At 40.7% G+C, this 17,463-nt stretch carries 18 protein-coding genes; 6 read left to right on the top strand and 12 right to left on the bottom strand.

The window, feature by feature from the left end; all coding sequences use genetic code 11:
- Positions 1-10: 10 nt before the first annotated feature.
- From LC090_RS05615 to LC090_RS05605, 3 genes are all read right to left on the bottom strand, one after another.
- Complete coding sequence (locus tag LC090_RS05615) at positions 11-1,057, bottom strand: M20/M25/M40 family metallo-hydrolase (protein ID WP_255647988.1); 1,047 nt, start codon at positions 1,055-1,057, stop codon at positions 11-13.
- A gap of 130 nt (positions 1,058-1,187) precedes the next feature.
- Positions 1,188-2,144, bottom strand: a complete 957-nt coding sequence (locus LC090_RS05610) for an aminoimidazole riboside kinase (RefSeq protein ID WP_226656070.1) — start codon at positions 2,142-2,144, stop codon at positions 1,188-1,190.
- A gap of 98 nt (positions 2,145-2,242) precedes the next feature.
- A complete protein-coding gene (locus LC090_RS05605; protein WP_425590625.1) occupies positions 2,243-3,613 on the bottom strand; it encodes an aldehyde dehydrogenase in 1,371 nt (456 codons plus the stop codon).
- Positions 3,614-3,793: 180 nt separating this feature from the next.
- Here LC090_RS05605 and speD point away from each other — a divergent pair, with 180 nt between their 5' ends.
- Complete coding sequence (gene speD, locus LC090_RS05600; RefSeq protein ID WP_224593757.1) at positions 3,794-4,186, top strand: adenosylmethionine decarboxylase; 393 nt, start codon at positions 3,794-3,796, stop codon at positions 4,184-4,186.
- Positions 4,187-4,229: 43 nt separating this feature from the next.
- Here speD and LC090_RS05595 read toward each other — a convergent pair whose 3' ends face one another.
- Positions 4,230-6,050, bottom strand: coding sequence for a terpene cyclase/mutase family protein (locus LC090_RS05595; RefSeq protein ID WP_226656068.1), 1,821 nt, complete (start codon positions 6,048-6,050; stop codon positions 4,230-4,232).
- A 131-nt stretch (positions 6,051-6,181) separates the two neighbouring features.
- Between LC090_RS05595 and LC090_RS05590 the strand changes: the two genes are divergently transcribed.
- Positions 6,182-7,684: a hypothetical protein gene (locus tag LC090_RS05590; protein ID WP_226656066.1), complete on the top strand. Its 1,503-nt coding sequence runs from the start codon at positions 6,182-6,184 to the stop codon at positions 7,682-7,684.
- A 38-nt stretch (positions 7,685-7,722) separates the two neighbouring features.
- Here LC090_RS05590 and proC read toward each other — a convergent pair whose 3' ends face one another.
- The 5 genes from proC to LC090_RS05565 all read right to left on the bottom strand — a co-directional run bounded on the left by proC (position 7,723) and on the right by LC090_RS05565 (position 11,803).
- Entirely contained in the window at positions 7,723-8,520 is a 798-nt protein-coding gene (gene proC, locus LC090_RS05585; protein ID WP_226656064.1) for a pyrroline-5-carboxylate reductase, read from the bottom strand.
- Positions 8,521-8,594: 74 nt separating this feature from the next.
- A complete protein-coding gene (locus LC090_RS05580; protein WP_226656062.1) occupies positions 8,595-10,241 on the bottom strand; it encodes a b(o/a)3-type cytochrome-c oxidase subunit 1 in 1,647 nt (548 codons plus the stop codon).
- Positions 10,238-10,711: a cytochrome c oxidase subunit II gene (locus LC090_RS05575; protein ID WP_226656060.1), complete on the bottom strand. Its 474-nt coding sequence runs from the start codon at positions 10,709-10,711 to the stop codon at positions 10,238-10,240. The genes LC090_RS05580 and LC090_RS05575 overlap by 4 nt, the downstream gene beginning before the upstream one ends.
- Positions 10,712-10,726: 15 nt before the next feature.
- Complete coding sequence (locus LC090_RS05570; protein WP_226656058.1) at positions 10,727-10,885, bottom strand: cytochrome c oxidase subunit 2A; 159 nt, start codon at positions 10,883-10,885, stop codon at positions 10,727-10,729.
- Positions 10,886-11,074: 189 nt separating this feature from the next.
- A complete protein-coding gene (locus tag LC090_RS05565) occupies positions 11,075-11,803 on the bottom strand; it encodes a Crp/Fnr family transcriptional regulator (protein WP_369522721.1) in 729 nt (242 codons plus the stop codon).
- A 172-nt stretch (positions 11,804-11,975) separates the two neighbouring features.
- On the opposite strand from LC090_RS05565, the gene mobA reads away from it, so the two are divergent.
- Positions 11,976-12,509 carry a molybdenum cofactor guanylyltransferase gene (mobA, locus tag LC090_RS05560; protein ID WP_226656056.1) on the top strand — a complete coding sequence of 178 codons (534 nt, stop codon included), beginning with the start codon at positions 11,976-11,978 and terminating at the stop codon, positions 12,507-12,509.
- 170 nt (positions 12,510-12,679) lie between these two features.
- The gene (locus LC090_RS05555; protein WP_226656054.1) at positions 12,680-13,807 is read left to right on the top strand and encodes a CapA family protein; all 1,128 of its coding nucleotides are present in this window, start codon (positions 12,680-12,682) and stop codon (positions 13,805-13,807) included.
- Between the two features lie 61 nt (positions 13,808-13,868).
- On the opposite strand, the gene LC090_RS05550 is transcribed toward LC090_RS05555, so the two are convergent.
- Together LC090_RS05550 and LC090_RS05545 are read right to left on the bottom strand one after the other, a co-directional pair.
- The gene (locus LC090_RS05550; RefSeq protein WP_226656051.1) at positions 13,869-14,612 is read right to left on the bottom strand and encodes an SDR family NAD(P)-dependent oxidoreductase; all 744 of its coding nucleotides are present in this window, start codon (positions 14,610-14,612) and stop codon (positions 13,869-13,871) included.
- 85 nt (positions 14,613-14,697) lie between these two features.
- Positions 14,698-14,892, bottom strand: a complete 195-nt coding sequence (locus tag LC090_RS05545; protein ID WP_226656049.1) for a hypothetical protein — start codon at positions 14,890-14,892, stop codon at positions 14,698-14,700.
- 82 nt (positions 14,893-14,974) lie between these two features.
- On the opposite strand from LC090_RS05545, the gene LC090_RS05540 reads away from it, so the two are divergent.
- The gene (locus LC090_RS05540; protein ID WP_226656047.1) at positions 14,975-15,439 is read left to right on the top strand and encodes a divergent PAP2 family protein; all 465 of its coding nucleotides are present in this window, start codon (positions 14,975-14,977) and stop codon (positions 15,437-15,439) included.
- A 371-nt stretch (positions 15,440-15,810) separates the two neighbouring features.
- On the opposite strand, the gene LC090_RS05535 is transcribed toward LC090_RS05540, so the two are convergent.
- A complete protein-coding gene (locus LC090_RS05535) occupies positions 15,811-16,059 on the bottom strand; it encodes a hypothetical protein (protein ID WP_226656045.1) in 249 nt (82 codons plus the stop codon).
- A gap of 219 nt (positions 16,060-16,278) precedes the next feature.
- On the opposite strand from LC090_RS05535, the gene LC090_RS05530 reads away from it, so the two are divergent.
- The gene (locus tag LC090_RS05530; RefSeq protein WP_226656043.1) at positions 16,279-17,400 is read left to right on the top strand and encodes a DEAD/DEAH box helicase; all 1,122 of its coding nucleotides are present in this window, start codon (positions 16,279-16,281) and stop codon (positions 17,398-17,400) included.
- The last annotated feature ends 63 nt before the right edge of the window (positions 17,401-17,463 follow it).

The following is a 17,463-nucleotide window of genomic DNA, read 5'->3' as shown; positions in this document are numbered from 1 at the left end:
GTCAATATTATTATTTAATTAACGGATTAACACTTTCTTCACCCGTTAAATCAGCGATCATTTCGACTAACAAATCAATTTCTTCCTGCATGTCTTTTAGACTGACCGTCTCTACTGGCGCATGCATATAACGTAGCGGAAGAGATACGAGCGAAACGGGAACACCGTAGCCTGTAAGACGAAGTTTATCAGCGTCGGTTCCGGTCATTCTAGGTGTTAATTCATACTGCAGGTTAAGATTAAGCTTTTTTGCAGCTTTTTCGAGCAGCTGGTTGATTTTAATATTGATTGGAGCTCCTTTTGCAAGAACTGGCCCGTCTCCAAGATTGACCTCTGTATGCTTTCTTGCATCAATTCCAGGATAGTCAGACGAAAACGTGACATCACAGGCAATCGCCATCGTTGGCTGAATACCTGCACCAGCAAAATATGCCCCACCCATGTTTGTTTCTTCGTTGACTGTGCTAACGGCATATACTCCTACTTTAGGATTTCGCTTTGCAACTTTCCGAAGAACCTCTGCGACGATAAACGCTCCTGTGCGATTATCCAGACCTCTACCACTTATCCTGTCGTTTAATAAGTGTTCAACTTCTCGTTTGTAAACAGCTAAATCCCCTATTTGAACATACTTTTCAATCTCTTCTTTCGAAGTCGCACCACAGTCTATGTATAGATCTTCGAAATTGAATTCTTTTGCTCCCCCATGATGCTCAGCATTTACACCAAATACCCCTGTTAATTTTCCATGCGTACCAAGAATCGTTACCTTCATGCCTATAGCCGGTTTATGGCTAATACCGCCTAATTTTTCTACACGAATAAATCCATCCTTGTCGATTTTCTTCACCATAAAGCCAATTTCATCACAGTGCCCTGCAAGTAAAACTTTATATTCAGCATTGGGATTAAGAATGCCAATCGCATTTCCTGCATGATCTGTTTTCATTTCATCAGCAAATTCCTTCACATAGTTCATCCATTTATGCTGGATTTCCATTTCAGCTCCAGATGGTGAAGGAGTTGATAATAATTCAAGTAAAAATTCCTGATTCATAAGAAGCACCTCCAAATAGTTGATTCGTTCCTTTTTCATTGTATCTTACAGCTAGTTTTCATTCTAGTTTTGGATAGGATTGATTCTATTTAAATCAAAAAAGCACCCCGTAACCGTACGGGGCACCTGTTTATTTCGATTCTTTCAATAAAATTTCTTCCACTTCTTCTTTCGATGGCAGGGCCGTCATGGCTCCTTTTGTTGCAGCTGCTAAAGCGCCCGAAACGCTAGCAAATTGCGTCATTCGCTCAAGTTCTTCACGCGATAGCTCTGAGAGTGAGCCTTTATATTCGTTGAATCCATGAAGAATTCCAGATACGAATGCATCCCCCGCACCTGTCGTATCGACTGCTTTCACTTTCATCGCAGGAACCCTGAGTGAATAGTCGGGTGTATAAACAAGACTACCTTCCCCACCCATCGTAATGAATATGACTGGAATACGGTAATGAGCTAGCTTTTTAATTCCGGCTTCGACAGTTTCTTCACCCGTTATAAAAGTAAGTTCTTCTTCAGAGAGTTTTAAGATGTCAGCCTCAGATAACATAGAAATAATCGTTTCTTTTGCACGATCTTCGCTTTCCCATAGACCAAGTCGTAAATTGGGATCATAAGAAATGAGCAACCCATTCTCCTTCGCTTTTTCAACTGCTTTCTTCGTAGCAGTTCGAGATGGTTCACTAATCATGGAAATCGATCCGAAGTGAAGAATTCGATGACGCTCAAATAATTGGTCGCTAATTTCTTCCACGTTCAAGAAGCGATCCGCACTTGGATTTATGTAAAAATCAAAGCTCCGTTCCCCATTTTCAGCATTCGTTACAAATACAACGCCTGTTCGTGCAGATTCAGTTAGAATCATGGTAGAGACATCTACGCCATAATCTTTTAACGTTTCTTGAAGAAATCGTCCAAGTACATCATCGCCAACTTTTCCAAGGAAAGTAGAGTTAACGCCTAGTCGAGCAAGACCAACTGCTACATTTGCTGGAGCTCCCCCCGGGCTTTTTTGATACGTCAGATTATCTTTATCAAGAGGAATAAAATCGATTAATGCTTCCCCTAGACTAATGACACCTTTACTCATTTCTTATTCCTCCTACGTCCATGATAGAGCTGCGCCAAATGAACAGCTTTTCCGTAATCATACCATGACAGAGTAAAACACTAAAGAAGAAAACGTTCTTACCCCATAATCTTTTTGATGATCTTTAGGCCATTTTTTGCAGATGGATATCGAAATGAAAAATCAAATTTCGTTGTTTGTTTCACAATGCTTTTCTGATGTGAGAAGGCTTCAAAGCTCGCTTTCCCATGGTAACTGCCTGTACCACTGGCTCCTACGCCACCGAATGGCAAATAAGGAGAGACGATGTGCATAAATGTATCGTTCATGCACCCACCACCAAAGGAAATAGAGGAATTAATCACTTCTTGCTTTTCTTCAGATTCAGAGAAAAAGTACAGTGCAAGCGGTTTTGGTCGGCGACGAACTTCATCAATAATCTGATAAAGATCTGTGAATTCCATCACTGGTAAAATCGGACCGAAAATCTCTTCTTGCATCACTGAATCTTCCCAAGAGACATTGTCCATAATCGTCGGCGCAATGACTCGATCACTTTCCTTGTGCTGTCCTCCAATTAGTACATCTCCATCGGCTAAAAAGCTTTTTAATCGATCAAAATGACGCTTACTAACAATATGACCGTAGTTTTCATTTGAAATAGGATCTTCACCATAGAATTCGAGTAGCACATTGTTCATTTGTTCAATTAATGCCATTTTCACGTCACTATGAACATACAAATAATCAGGCGCAATACACGTTTGACCTGCATTGGTGAATTTCCCCCACATAATTCGTTTGGCAGCAAGAGTTATATCAGCATCTTTATCAACAATCGCAGGACTTTTTCCACCCAACTCCAAGGTAACAGGAATGAGTTGTTTGGCAGCCGCCTCCATCACAATTTTACCTACCGGAACACTTCCAGTGAAAAAGATATGATCAAACGGTTGTTTTAACAGTTCTGTACTTGTTTCAACTCCCCCTTCAACAACAGCAATATACTTTTCAGGAAAGACTTCACGAATCATTTTACTTATAAGAGTAGAGACAGCAGGTGTTAATTCTGATGGCTTTAACACCGCACAGTTGCCGGATGCGATCGCTCCTACTAGTGGAGCTAACTGAAGTTGAAAGGGGTAATTCCAAGGTGCAATAATTAAGGTGACGCCATAAGGCTCTCGATGGATGATGCTTTTCGAGCCAAAATGAGTAACAGGAGACTTTACTTTCTCAGGCGTCATCCACTCTTTTAAATGTTTTAAGGTAAACTTAATTTCTTCTAGAAGGAAACCAATTTCAGTCGTATAAGCCTCCCATTCTGATTTGTGCAAATCATCTTTAAGCGCTTGTAAAATTTCAGTTTCGTACTCCTTAATAATCTCTTTTAATGTTTCAAGCTGTTTCTTTCTAAACGAATAGGATTTTGTTTCTCCTGTATAGTAATATTCCTTTTGCATTGTTATTTTTTCAGCAATATGTTCCACCTTACACTCTCCTTATAAATCGCTCTTATCGTTCTTAAGTTTAAACATTTGAACATAACGTGTCAATCTTAAAGCTTTTCTATAGGTTTATTTCTTCCTCTTTGAGGGGATATCCTGCATAAAAGCAATTCCTGTAATCAACACTATACAAGGATGTAGTTTAAAAGGAGGCTATTTATTATCGAAACACTTGGTCACCATATCATTGCTGAAATGTGGAACTGTAACAAAGAAAAATTAAACGACTTAGTCTATATAGAGGAAACATTCGCTAGCGCGGCCCTTGAAGCAGGAGCGGAGATAAGAGATGTTGTTTTTCATCCTTTCGAACCACAGGGCATAAGTGGCGCCGTTATTATAGCTGAATCTCACTTAACCATTCATAGTTTCCCCGAACATGGCTATGCTTCAGTAGACGTCTATACCTGCGGAGATAAAATTGACCCTTCCGAAGCAGCGAATGCCATTGCAAGATCGTTAGAAGCCAAAACCATTCACACGGTTAAAATCCCTCGTGGTGCAGGAGAAATCACTGTCAAAGAAATTGAAAAAAGTGGTGTGGAATCACCATGATGCACTAGAGAGGCGAAACTGTACGCCTCTCTAGTACCTTTTTTTACAGATTTATTTGTAGCTTTTTATAGTGAGTAAGCGCTAGGAGTGGCCAAATCACATCATAACTGTGATACCGGATATAAAAGCTTCCTGGTAACGCCGCCCCTGTAGGATAAGTTCGTTCTTCTATATCAAATGATTCTTTAAGGAGGTAATCCACACCTCGATTTAGCGATTCACCTGTTTCTTTGCAAATACATAATGCATCAACAGCCCATGCAGTTTGTGATGGCGTACTAAAATGTAAAGGAACATATTTCTTTTGACGATCACTTCGACAGGACTCTCCCCATCCCCCATCTTCTCTCTGAATTTTTTTTAGAAACTGAATCCCTTTATGAACTGGAAGAAAATCAGAAGAATAGCCAGCTGCTTTTAATGCGGTTAAAGCTGCCCAGGTACCATAGATGTAACAAATCCCCCATCTGCCTCTCCATGAGCCATCCCTTTCTTGATTTTGAATCAACCAGTTGACCCCTCTTCTAATTGAAGGATGCTCACGATTGAGTTCGGCATAGTTACATAAAAACTCAATCGTTCTTCCAGTTAAATCTGCCGATGAATCATCCGGAAAAGATGAGCTCGCCCCATCAATTGGCAAATCCTTCAATAATAATCCCTCGCGATCCGGTTCAAACGATGGCCAACCTCCATCCTGGTTTTGCATAGCCAGAACCCAACTGACTCCTTGTTGCCAACGTTTTGATTCATTTTTCATATCTTTTAATGCCCTTAATGCAGCCGTTGTATCATCTATATCTGGATGAATGGTATTTCCCTCAGAAAATCCCCATCCCCCTGGTGCGATTCCTCTTTTTGTAATGGACCAGTCCCCATATTTCGTCTGCTGATGGTTGACTAAATAATGGTTAGCTAGCCACGTAGCTGGTGCTGTATGGGCTAAGTCCGCTTCTTGTAACGTTAAGGAGAGAAGAGCAGTATCCCAAATTGTTGAAGGTGAATTTTGAAGATGAGATTCAGAATACCAAACCATTCCTTTCAGTGCATGAAAAGCACGTAATATGGCAGGAGCGTTTTTTTCATACCCAAGTGCCAACATCGCGTAGATCATAAAAAAAGTAGCCGTTGCATAGTTCAATAATGTGCCATCTTCTTCTACTCTCTGAAGCATATATTGTTCGGCTTGTTTTCTTGCCGTGTATAGGATGTTTGAAGGGAACTGACTCACAGCATTCCACGCTTGCTCGATACTGGATGTTATGGATCGATCCTTCATAAGTAAATCAGTAAGATCAGGCGTCCACTTCGTTGTAATGGAGTAACGAAGATCCTGACATAAAAGAATAGGTGCAAAATGCGCTCTTGCATAAGAGCTTAAGTCATAGAAAGAGATTGGGGAAGCCTGTGGAATAAGTAGAAAGAGCAATGGGATATGACCTAAGCGAGGCCATTTTAGGTGACCGTTTAATGCTAGAAAAATGGCAGTCATCGAATCTACCCTTTCAATCCCTCCCCATTTTTGGATATAGTGTTTCGCTTTTTTCATTTCAATTTTTTCAGGGGTTATTTCACCTGAATATAAGAGACTATAATAAGCCTGAACGGTTGCAGACAGATCGCCCTGGTCGTCTTCATATAACTTCCAATACCCTTCTTTCGATTGTTTTGATAAAAGGCGTTGAACAAGAGCATTTAATAACGTTTTTTCTGGAAGATCAAGCATCCGTATTAATACAATCATCATCGCATCTGTTAAAAGACTATTTTCAAAGCAAAAACGAAAAGCACCATTTCCCTGTTGATGTTTAAGTGCTTCTCTCGTTAACTCTTTCATTTTTTGTTCGATTTTCTTCTTCTTCATTACGCTCCTCCTTGAAGTAAGCTACCGTATTGTATTCACAAACTCTTTCGAGCATTCACCCCCAAAACTATTGTAAATTTTTTGAAACTTGTGTAAAATTCAATCGTATGTAAGGAACAAGGAGGAATAAAATGAAAAAAATAGGACTACCCATTCTCACCGGTCTTATCATTTTGCTGTTGGTGTATCTTCATCAGCTAGCCATTCTGCAAGAAAAACCGGCAACGGATTGGAGCAGGTCAGTCAGTCTAGATGTGGCTGCTGAAGATAGCGAGATGTTTGTTCAACGTGAGGAAGATAGCAGCACTCTCTTTTTTAGCGGTGATCCCGTTCGAAAAGTGGTCGTGAACGAACAGTTGGAGACGAGTACAGAAAAACTCAACTACGCGATTCCAGAAGGCTATTCATTTTATGTCGATGATCAACAAGCCATTTACAAGAAGAGCGATGAACTGATTTATGCAACCAATGGAAACGAAACACCAATTCTCAAAGCTATTGAAGGAATCAACGTATCAGAAAATGGAGTGATTGCTTGGTCCCGGCACACGGCATACACCATTTCACCAGATGGCAAAATTAAATCAGAAACCGAACTACCTCAATACATAAAAAGCGGAACATTGACTGAAAATGGGCTAGCATTCCTCTATGTTCAATCGGAAGATGCCAATCAGTTTCTAACACTTAAGGCAGGAAAAGAACCAATTGTTTTGTATGAAACGCCACTTACATCAGGAGAAATTTACAGCAATCTTCAAATGATTGAACTTGGGGACAAACTAACATTCACTTATACTGTTGGTGCTACAAGACAGGGTACACGCATTATCAATACATACCTTGGAGAAAGTGTGGGTGGTAAAGAAGCTGACGTTCATCTTTTAAAAATCAAAAATACGGAAACAGATGACAGCTTTGAAAAACCAAATTACTTTTCATTAACAGAAAAAGACGGTGAAGCCCATCTTCTTTTTAGCTCAAACGGGGAAATTTCACCTAAACGCTCCGTCATTAGCATTTATGAAGCTACGCAAAAAGATGGAGAGTGGGTTGCCTCTCGAAGGAGTACAACAGAAGAGCTATCCATCCGCCCTGTTTCCATTACGGATCAGTCTCTCGTCTGGATGGATCAAGAGAAAAGCGGACTTATCTTACACGGTGCCTCAACAGATCCTACTGTTGTGAAAAAGAGTAGCTCACTATCGAGCGATGATTTAACGTATGCCCTTTATTATACGTTCACAGCCATTGTCGGCATGTTTGCAATGTTAGCCTTCTCATTTGGCTTTCTGATCCTTCCTGCCGTAGCATTAATGTACTTCTATTTCGCCAATACGACTGCAATCGAACAAGACAAGAAATGGGTAGAATGGACAATCATTCTCCTTTGTGTCGCATCTCAGATTATTTTCCTGCCTTCTATACTTGATGGCCCTTTTCAGTATCTTGCGCCGTCCTATTTAACCTTTGCAGGGGCAGCGTATGTTTGGCCGCTAATTATCTTTGTTGCCTCTTATATGATTAGTCGCATTGCTCAAGATCAAGAATGGACCATCATGCAACGTACCTCCTATCAGTTGGGATTAAATCTCGGGATTTTGATCTTCCTATTAGGTCCTTATATTCTCTAACTACTAAAAAAGCATGTCCTCTTGGAGGACATGCTTTTTTACTTGGCTTGTTCAGCAGCTTTATCATTGACAGCTAATACCGCTTCATGAAGGAGTTTAGTGAAATTAGCTTTTTCTAGAACTTCAAGGCCAGCAGCTGTAGCCCCACCCGGCGTCGTTACTTGATCACGCAGGTCCCCTGCCTCACGTCCATCTTTAAGCATGGAAGCTGAACCAAAGATCATTTGCACAACGAGCTTTCTCGCCACCTCTGATGACAAACCATAGGATTGGGCAGACTTTTCGAGCGCCTCAGCAAAATGGTAGACAAAAGCAGGGGCACTACCCGTAACCGCTGTTAGATCATGAATCTGTTGTTCTGATAACTCTTCTGATTCACCAATTGCATCTAAGATCGTTTGGAGGACTTTTCGATGTTCTTGTTTCACATATTCGCCACAAGCAAACAGTGACATCGACTCCCCAATATCAGCGGCAGTGTTCGGCATGATCCACGCTGTTGGCAGACCTGGTAAGGAAGCCTCTAATATAGAAGGGCCAATTCCAGCCGCCACCGTGATAACAAAATGTTTCGTTACTTTACTAGAAAGCTCTTGAAGCACATCAGGATGAGCAGCGGGAGGCATCGCTAGAATGACAACATCATGATTCGAAAGTACTTCTTGCCATTCACCCGTTTCCACCTTATACGTTGCTTTCAAGTGAGCTAACTTTGTTTGATCCGACTGATTTGAAATTGTAATTTTTCCAATCGCATCCGACTGGTTTAATCCAGAAAAAATAGCCTCGGCCATTCGTCCGGCACCAATAAACAAGATATTCGGTTTTTCCAACATAATCCCTCCTCAATTTCCTCCTTAACTATATCAAAAGCTACCAAAATAGAAAAACGCCGGCTAAGGGCCGGCGTTTACCAGAATTTATATCCAGGAGAACCAGGTGGAGCATGCTCGATCATATGAACCACGGGTACAGTATAAGCTACAAGAATAAGTACAGTCGCGATCCCAAGCCATAATCTCCAATTCTCTAATATAGCTGGCGTTTTCTCTGCACCCTCTGCCACTTCTCCGATCGGGAAATCTTCTTTCCCTTTTGGGGCGAAAAAAGCAAGATCCGTTATAATGTAAATTAATAGTAAAATAGCAATAAAGAGAATGGAGCCACCAACTGCCATTGTTACCTCATAAGGAATCCATCCTAACGCGTCAGGATTATCCTGATATGTTGTATAAGCCGTTCTTCTCGGTGCACCAAGTAACCCAACGGTATGCATCGCTCCTGACATAAAGAACATACCTATAGCCCATAGAACGGTTTGCAAATTCGCGATTTGATGCATTCTTCCTGTTAGCACACGACCAGTCAGGTGTGGGATTAGCCAGTACGCAATGCCGAAGAACGTAAGCGCCACACTTGAAGCAACGGTAAGATGAAAATGCCCTGTAACCCAAAGGGTATTATGAACAATCTGATTCATCTGGTTACTGGCATTAATGATTCCACCAGCGCCTGCCGGAATGAAGATTAACATACCGACCATCGGAGCAAAGAATCTGGCATCTTTCCAAGGTAATGCACGAAACCAACCAAATAATCCTTTCGCTCCCTTTTTCCGTCCTGCAATTTCAAATGAAGCAAATAGAGAAAAGGCAGTCATGAGAGAAGGAACGATTACCATGAAAGTTAATACCACTTGTAAATATTTCCAAAAAGGTGATATTCCTGATTCAAGTAACTGATGATGAAAACCAACCGGAATCGAAAACAATAAAAAGAGCACAAAAGATAACCGCGCTAAAGAATCACTAAAAATTTTACCTCCAATGATTTCAGGAATAATAACATACCAGCACACGTAGGCCGGTAGAAGCCAGAAATACACGAGAGGGTGTCCAAAATACCAGAAAAGCGTTCGACTGAGTAGAATGTTGATCTCATCCACCCACCCGAATGACCAGGGAATGAACTGAAAGATAACGGAAACAGCGACACCAATCGTTGCGACAAACCACAAAACCATCGTCATAACAGCCATAAAGCTAAATAAAGGTGAAATCTTTTTATGCGAAACCTTTTTCCAAATATAGTATTGATGACACATTGCTCCGCCCGCTAACCATGTACCAACGATAAATAACGTAAGACCAATGTAGAACCATGGAGAAGCTTTTAACGGGGCATAAAATGTATAAAGAACCGTTCCTTCATTTAATAAAATCATTATCGTTGTAAGTACCGTTCCAATCGTCATCACGATGTAGCCTAGCCATCCCATTCGATAAGGCTGATCATAGAACTTCCCCATCGTTCTGCTCATTCCGGCATAGAAAAACCCAATAATAAAATAAGTTGTAAATACAAGTGCAAGTAAGATACCGTGAGCTGTTAACAGCTGGTAATAACCTATCCCTGCAGGAAGTACAATGGTTCCACTTCTTACAAGTGTTTGCAAAAGTCCTGCAATCCCCCCTAAAAGTACAGCTGCAAAAGCAATAAATAGATGTGCCATACTAAGTTTGGCATCATTTCGATCGACGATCATTTGATTCATCATTTTATCACCTCCAGAGGGACACCCATTGCCTGGTGACCTACCCCACAATATTCATTACATAAAATGAGAAACTGACCTGCTTCATCAAACGTATGTGTAATCGTATTAACATGACCTGGCGTAATCATCATATTCACATTCGTTTTCGGAATTTGAAAGCCATGGACCACGTCTTTACTCGTTACTTTAAAATGTACAGTTGCACCTTCAGGTATTTTCAATTCATCGTTTGATTGAAAAGTAAACGCCTGAGCAACTAAGACTAATTCATATTCATTATCACCAATCTTCTTTAATCCTGGATCATCGAAAGGCGCCGTTAAATCGACTTGAGTTGGATCTAGAATATTACTATCACTTGGTGGCGTATGGCCCATCGCAAAAGCGTTCACACCAATCACCAATAAAAAAACAATAAGCGCTCCGCTTCCGATCATAAGCCATAGCCTTTCTAATTTATGCATGTGCATGCTGTTTCCCCCTTTCTAAAGACGAACAATATAAAGCCAGTAGACTCCAAACCAGGATAGGACAATAAATCCCCCAAGTAACATAACAGCGATCATCGTTCCTTTCAGGTTTGGTCCTTCCTTTGTCGTAACGATTTTTCGCGCCGTTTCTTTTTTCTCCTCAAGAACCCCCATTGTTCCTCCTCCTTTACATGCTCGGTATAGATTTAGTTTAGGAGAATATCAGGGTAGAATCTGTGACTTAACTCACAAAACAAAGGAAGGTTTTGGATTTGGCTAATAGAATCGAAATTCCTTCAATATATTTCCTTTTTTAACCAATAAACCTCAAAAAAAAGAGAGCAGGATAACTTCCTGATCTCTTTATAACCGACATATGTTTTTAGGGCAGCCCTCACAATGACAAATTGCTTTAAGCCTTTCAAGGTCCTCTATCATGATCGTTCCATTTTCATAAGCAATGATTTCATCCTTTTTTAACTGATTTAACATTCGGTTCACTGTTTCACGCGTTGCGCCAATTAAATCCGCAATTTCTGTATTTGTAAATTTTGTCGTAAAACGGATCGTATTTCCTTCCTCAATACCATAAGTGTTCGCAATTCGAATCAGTGTAGAAGCAAGAGCACCGTGTTTGCCAAAAAACATCAAGTCACGCAGTTTCGTTTGCGTAAAACGCTGCATATACCCCATCCATTTCATAAATTCAATAGCAAGGTCACCGTTCTGCCAGAGAATGGTTTCTAGATCTTTCTGTTGTATGATCCCAAGACTGCAATCCGTCATCGCTTCTGCACTAAAGCTATTAAGAACGTGGGAGTCATCTTCAATTTCTCCAAAAAGATCGCCTGCCTGAAAATGGTAGAGAACGAGGTCCTTTCCCTCATCTGAACTTTTCGTAAGTTTCACCGCTCCACTCTTTAAATAATAAAGATGACTGCAGTTATTTCCTTCCCAGTAGATCTTTTCACCACGTTTCACCTGCTGCTCATACATTAACTCTTCTAGTTTAATAAAATTCTCCTTCGTAAAAGACTGTGTATTGTATCCACCTTTATTCATCATCGTAACCGGACAAGTGATTTTCATCATTTTCCCTCCTAGAACGCTTCTGTTGCTTCTATTATAGAAGGTCACTTCTCATTCAGGTGTGATAAACATCACACCTCGCTCATTTTCCAAAAAAAGATGTGACATTCCTTACAGTCTATTTTTCAAACACAGGATACATTTAGACTAACAAACGAATTGGAAGGTGAAGAGCATGCTAACAGGAGTTATTTTAGCCGGAGGACCAAATGATCATGTCTACGGTCGTCATAGATCCCTTCTACCACATCAAAGTGAACCGCTTATTCAGTTTCAGATTAGAGAAATGCGTAAGGTCGTGGATGAAATGATCGTCGTGACAAATACGCCTAGAGAGTTACTACCACATGTAACAGCTGATACGCGCGTCATTACAGATTTTTTTCAAAATAAAGGACCGTTAGGGGGACTGCACGCTGGGCTTTCGCTTTCTAGAACGGATGTTGCATGGGTCATCGAATCAGATAACCTTGCACCTTCTATTTGTATGGCAAGTAAATTGATCAAGAACTTATTGAAACTAGATGTTGAGGCTGCCCTTCCTATTATCAACGGCGTTCTAAAACCATTTGAAGGAGTTTACAGGACAAGCGTAAAATCACATTTGACAGATTTTCTTCAAAAAGAGGAGCTTAGCGCTTCTTCGTTTCTAGAAAACATTCACACTTCCTCAGTCTTGATTGAACCCGATCCTCTCTTCCTCAAATAGACATGGCTCATGAGCCATGTCTATTTGAATAAACCATTATTCCTTTCTTAAAGAAAAAACTTTTACAACAAATTACTTTTCCTTTCTTAAATCGGCATGATTTTCTTATAAAAAGGTGGTACGATAGCGGTGAGAACGCTTTAATTCATAAATGGATATAGGTGAAAACAATGAAAAATATGCCACTATTACTCATCATCCTTCTGATTTCGATTGGAGGGTTTAGCTTTTATCTATCTAATCAAAAGCAAGAGCCTAAGAACGCATCAGACATCTTCGCTTATCGAAACGTGTCACAACATCTAAATGATTCTTCTCTTGATAAGAGTTCTGTCACACTGGCAGCAATTGGAGATATTCTCATCCACGACCGCGTCTACGAAAAAGCAGTGGAAGGAGGAGGATACAATTTTAACCCGATGCTTCAAGACGTTCAAAACCTTCTGCAAGATGCGGACATGACCATTGCTAATCAAGAAACGGTCATCGGTGGAACAACAATAGGACTTTCTTCATATCCTACGTTCAACAGTCCAACTGAAGTTGGCGATGCCCTCAAAAACTCAGGGATCGATATCGTTTCAATGGCAAATAACCATACATTAGACCGCGGTGAGAAGGCGATTCAAAACGCCATTCAACACTGGAAGAAAATCGACATGCTTTATACAGGAAGCTACACATCTAAAGAAGACCGCAAACAAATTCGAACGATCGAGCATAAAGGCATCACGTTGGCTTTCCTTTCTTATACGTATGGGACAAACGGCATTCGCCCTCCTGCTAATAAACCATACCTCGTAAACTACATCGATAAAAATGTGATGAACCGGGATATTCAAGATGCGAAAAAACAAGCTGACGGTGTTGTAGTAAGTATCCATTTTGGAACTGAATATGAACGCTTACCGAATCATACGCAATTAGAGTTGAGTTCATTTTTAGCTGAAGCAGGAGCAGACCTGATTATAGGTCACCACCCACATGTGCTTCAACCATTAGAATGGATTGAAACAAAAGACAATCGGAAGGTTCTTGTTGCTTATTCATTAGGTAATTTTTTGTCCGGTCAAAAGGGAGATTACAAAGATATTGGTGGGATTTTAAAAGTAGAATTTGTGAAAGAAAAGTTTAGAGGTAATACAACGCTCTCCGTCACTTCCCCATCTTTTACTCCAACCTTTGTTGACAAAAACTATCATGTTCATCCATTAAAAAAAGTGAAGCCTAAACGATTAGAGGAGATTAACAATCATATGAGCAAATGGATTCCGAGCTTAAAGGTGCCAACGATATAAGAAAACTGCACCTTCGTCGTTAGAATGAGATTCTAACCATCTCGGTGCAGTTCAGCTATTCTTATGATAACGTGTACCCGCCATCAATAACGAGATTATGTCCATTAATATAGCTTGCATCTTCACTCGATAGAAAATAAACAGCTTTCGCAACTTCAAGCGGCGTTCCAAAAGAACCCCTCGGATGCTGTTTGAAGGCTTTCTGGAACCCTTCTTCCGAACCGTATAACTTTCTTGCAAGAGGGGTATCAATTGGCCCTGGTGAAATAGCGTTCACACGGATTTTTCGTTTGGCATATCGGCTTGCCATCGATTTCGAAAGTGCCACTACCCCAGCTTTTGCTGCACTATACGCAGGAAGAGCCGAGGGATACTTATGGGTTCCTACAATCGCTGCATTGTTTACAATAGCTGCGTTTTTCCCGAAAAGTCGTTCGGAATGATTTACCATATAATAGATGGATTTTAAATTGATATGAAAAAGGCGATCCCACTCTTCATCAGAAACGCGACTAAGCGGGCCGAGAGCGACATCTGCAACGCCTGCATTATTAAACAGAACTTTCACTTTTTCATAGGTTGTCATAATTTTTTTGATAAACTGTTCTACTTCTTCTTCCTTCCCAACATCTACTTGATAGAAGTCAATAGAACCTGACAGGTCTTCACTACTTTGTTCTAACTGTTCACCACGTTCTTTAGAACGCCCTACCCCAACGACTGTGGCTCCTTTTTCCGCAAAATAACGAGCTGTTTCCTGACCTATCCCTGACGTGGCACCTGTCACGATCACAACTTTATCCATTAAGACCCATCCCTCCATTCTTTGCTTCTAGCGTAATGGTAGGAAGGGACTTGCTCCTAATTTAAATCGGCTTTCAATGTGCTCATCACTCGCAAAATTGAGATGAATCGATGTTTTCCACTCCCGCGTTCATAAATCCTTCCAAATCACCAAGCTGATTCACTGAAGGAGTAAGAGCTAACTTTTCTAATACGGCCGCATAGCTTTCCTTGTTTGAATCGTTCATTAATGAGGTCAACGCTGAACGTATTACCTCTGCTTCATGCTGAGTAATGTTCAAAACCATCCCTCCCTTCATTGTTATTCTTATTTTTTCCGGTGGCTTTCATAAACATGTGTTTTTTTGCCAGAATAACAATGAGGTGAGAATAATGAATAAAGGAATGAACCTAGCACTTTCAGCAATTGTTCTAGCGCAGGGGTTAAAGATTCTGACACACAAAGCAACATCAGGTAATTGGGACTGGCGCCCTCTCTTTCAGACAGGCGGCATGCCAAGCTCTCATTCAGCAGGTGTATCTGCATTAGCTACTTATACTGCTTTAAAAACGGGAAAACACTCCATTGAAACAGCTCTTGCAGTCGTTTTCGGTGTGATTGTGATGTACGATGCGCAAGGGATTAGAAGACACACTGGTGAAATTGCCCGGCTTGTGAATGACCTTGATGAGGACATCGAACTCTTATCAGGGCATTATCCCGATCTCTTTCATGCAAGACGTGATGTCGAACTGAATGAACTGCTCGGTCATCAGCCTGCCGAGGTTGGAGGTGGTGCCTTACTCGGCATTGCACTTGGATTTTTCGGATACTTTTCAAAAAAATAACAGATTTCCGTTTGACAACTTCAGTTTTACGTGTATAATGTGTAGTTGGGGTATCAAAAACCCGATATTAACAACTAGCTCCTTTAAAATAAGGAGAACTAAAATTCATAACTGGAAAGGTATGAACAGCATGATTCTAATTGGCTTGTATCAAGTTAATGGCCATACTACAATTGCTGTTGATCCTCCTCACTCACACTGGCGCGGCTTCGGAGCCGTAAGGATGGAAGAGAGGTAGGGCTTTCGTTGTTTGAGAGATCAACAGATCTCTATGGTATGTTTACCGCGGCAATGAAGGAGTTACTGTTAATAAATAACGATCGTTATATATAAAGAAAGAGCGCATCGAGGCGATGCGCTCTTTATCAATTTTATGGAGAAATTTGTTCGTTTTTTTGAGCAATAATATCCGCTATTACGCCACCTGTATAAAGAATGGATGAAATGATGCCACTGATGCCAAATGCACCAATTCCAATTAGCCAACGCATTGGATAAGGTTCTTCGATCGTAGCGTAATTCGGTAAATTGTCTCCGAGCGTAATCCCAATAAAGATTGCGGCGATGATTCCGGTAAGTAATGTATACACTGCCATTTTTCTAAGTAAGTATCCATTCATGTCCGTTGTCCCCTCCCTCTAGATTGGTTATTCCCTCTCAGAATCCAACAAAACATTAAGACATGCCCCAGTATGAGGGCGAAACGAAGAAGATTGCGATCGCATTATGAGAAAATCCTGACTATGTTAAAATAAATATGGCTAAGATAACCGAAACAAGCTTGATGAAACAATCCTGCATTTCAGGTGGAACGTATATGATAATAAAGGAGTAACCCTATGACTATGTTTGATCAACACCCATTCCTTAACCAAAACTGGAAATCCTCTGGTTTTACAACTTTTTCTGCTGTCCAAGAACAAGCTATTCCTCGTATCATGAATGGAGAGGATTTACTTGTTGAAGCACCTACTGGAACTGGTAAGACGCTAGCCTTTCTATTACCGATTATACAGAAACTTGATCCAACTAAGAAAAACACGCAGGCAATCGTACTGGCGCCAACTCGAGAACTTGCCATGCAAGTATTTGAAGTAGCACAGCAGTTTTTACAAGGTAGTGAAATGACTGCAGCATCCATGATAGGAGGAGCTGCAATCAAACGCCAATTGGACAAGCTGAAAAAACATCCACAGCTAATTGTAGGAACGCCAAACCGAATCGCAGAACTAATAGAGATGAAGAAACTTAAAATGAATGAAGTAAGAAGCATCGTAGCCGATGAAGCCGATCAGGTGCTACACCCTTCTACGATGGAAGATGTCTCTTACATCTGTCAGTCTGCTCTAAGAGACTGTCAGCTCCTCTTCTTCTCAGCTACTCTTAGTGATAAAGTCCTCATGCAGGCGAAAAAGCTGTCCGATAATCCGACTGTGTTAAGCATTAAAGCTACCGCTGAAGCAAAAAAAGCCATCGATCACAGTTATTATGTAACCAACCGTCGCGAGAAACCTGAATTACTTCGAAAACTTGCACGTAAAGACGGGGTTAAAGCTCTGGCCTTTGTGAATAACAGCAACTACCTTTCACGTCTAAAGGATATTCTTGCAACTAAGAAAATTTCTTTCGACGTATTAGACAGTTCAACGAATAAAACAGAAAGAAAAAATGTGCTTAATCGTTTTCGCAATGATCAAATTCAACTATTGCTCACAACTGACCTTGCTTCAAGAGGCCTGGATATTGATAACATTACACATGTTTTCCACTATGATTTATCTGAGGATGCAAGAACATATCTTCACCGTTCTGGACGAACAGGACGAATGGGGAAAGAGGGTTCCGTTGTGACACTCCTGCTTCCCGGCGAAGAAAAATACCTAGAGAAAATCACACAAAAACTAGATCTCGAATTAACGAGAAAGAATGCACCAGCTCCTAAATCTCGTAAGCGCAAATAAGGCTTCCCGCCATAATTTAAATAAAGCAACCTTCCATCACCTAATGATGGAAGGTTGCTTTAT

The organism is Guptibacillus hwajinpoensis, from assembly GCF_020524165.1.
Lineage (GTDB): Bacteria > Bacillota > Bacilli > Bacillales > Guptibacillaceae > Guptibacillus > Guptibacillus hwajinpoensis_D.
This window is presented reverse-complemented; position numbering and strand designations above follow the sequence as displayed.